The sequence below is a fragment of the Eisenbergiella sp. OF01-20 genome, assembly GCF_003478085.1.
Classification (GTDB): Bacteria; Bacillota; Clostridia; order Lachnospirales; family Lachnospiraceae; genus Eisenbergiella.
Genome location: NZ_QUES01000087.1, coordinates 1 through 1,881 on the forward strand (window position 1 = coordinate 1; position 1,881 = coordinate 1,881).

The following is a 1,881-nucleotide window of genomic DNA, read 5'->3' on the forward strand; positions in this document are numbered from 1 at the left end:
GGTAGTGTCAAGTCTGACACCCCGTTTTTTATTAAAAACCTTGTATTTCCAAGGATTACACCACTTTTAAAAATAAAAAAGCAATGACCTCCCCTTTTTTGGTATAATGTAGTCACCACAACCAACATAACCAAAGGATTGATCATTGCTATGGATAACATTATACTCTATTTACTTACTGTAATTCAAGAACAATACAAAACTATTTGCTGGCTCCTGAACTTCATCTGCAGATATATCCCTCTCAAGCAGTGGGCCTTCGATGATTCCCACTCCCCTAAATACCACAAATTTACCACTGACCGCCTCCCTGTCATCAAGCCTTTCATCAAACAAGACTGGCAGTTCCTACTGGAATACTACCTCTGGAAGTATGGCAAAACCGTCAGGCCCGTCCAGCGGCGCAACGGGAAATCCGTTCCCGAGGATACCGTCTGTCCCCTCTGTGGCGCTCCCCACCACTATCTCTATGATAATAATGGCGGCAACGGACAGTACCAGTGCAAGGTCTGTGGACAGACCTTTGTCACTGGGGAGGTTGTTACCTCCCCAGTCCGTTTTGTGTGCCCTTACTGTGGACACACCCTTGTCCCGAAAAAAGACCGGAGGTTCTTCCGCATCCACAAATGCGTCAATCCAAAGTGTTCCTTCTATCTGCATAACCTCTCCAGGGTTGAGAAAAAACATCTGGATGAGGATCACGGTAAAAATAAATACAAGCTCCATTACCTCTACCGGGAATTCACCGTGGATTTCTTCCGCATGGGCTTAGACTCCCTGCCTAAGAACGCTTCCTCCCTGAAGTTCTCTAAGCACAACGCACACATCATGTCCCTGTGCCTTACCATGCATGTCAACCTACAGCTTTCCCTCCGAAAAACTGCCCAGGCCTTAAACGATCTCTATGGCATCCGGATTTCCCACCAGCAGGTTGCCAACTATGCCAGGACAGCCGCCCTTGTCATCAAACCCTTTGTTGACCACTATGAATACCCCAAGTCATCCGTGTTCACCGCCGACGAAACCTATATCAAGGTACGCGGCATCAAAGGCTACATCTGGTTCATCATGGACGCTGCCTCACGCTCCATCCTCGGATACCAGGTTTCAGACAACCGCTCGGTCGGCCCTTGTATCCTCGCTATGCGCATGGCTTTCCGCGGTATGAAACAACTCCCGGAGAAGTTCCGGTTCATTGCCGACGGGTACAGTGCCTATCCGCTGGCGGCCCTGCAGTTCGCACAGGAACTGGGGGAAGGCTTCAAGTTTGACATCACACAGGTAATCGGACTCACAAACGATGATGCGGTTTCCAAGGAGTTCCGTCCCTACAAGCAGATGATCGAACGGCTCAACCGTACTTTTAAATCTACTTACCGGGTCAGCTGCGGCTACGATAATTACAACGGCGCAAACGATAACGTGGCACTCTGGGTCGCCTACTACAACTTCCTGCGTCCTCACAAGCACAACCATTATCAGGTGCTCAATAAAGTCGATATGCTGGAAGACGCAGACAACATGCCCGGTAAATGGCAGCTCCTGATCCTGCTCGGACAGCAAACCATCCTCCATCTGCAGGAACAGCTGGCGGCTGGCTAAATCTGTTCTTAGATTCCAAGCCAGAGGGACAAAACGCAGCCATCCCGAAGGGACCTGCCCTTGATGGCACGCCAAAACAATGCTACCATGCTGTGACTACGACGGTGAAATGTTATCTGTTCTTGAGTTCTTCGCCGTCGGTAAGACGTTCAGAGCATTGTTTTGGCGTGCCGTCAAGGGTGGCGGGAACTGCCAATTTCTTACATATCTGCAATTTTCAAGGTTCTAATGTTGCCAGTTCACCCGGCTTCGGGTTTTCATAATTCACTTGACACTACC

1 protein-coding gene is annotated in these 1,881 nt (G+C 49.3%); it reads left to right on the forward strand.

Annotated features, from left to right (window positions below; translation table 11 throughout):
- The first annotated feature begins 150 nt into the window (after positions 1 to 150).
- Positions 151 to 1,602 carry a DDE-type integrase/transposase/recombinase gene (locus tag DXA36_RS32515; protein ID WP_118683630.1) on the forward strand — a complete coding sequence of 484 codons (1,452 nt, stop codon included), beginning with the start codon at positions 151 to 153 and terminating at the stop codon, positions 1,600 to 1,602.
- Positions 1,603 to 1,881 lie beyond the last annotated feature (279 nt).

Coding starts and splice junctions, on each gene's coding strand:
- DXA36_RS32515 (WP_118683630.1), top strand. CDS start 151: ATGGATAACATTATACTCTATTTACTTACTGTAATTCAAGAACAATAC.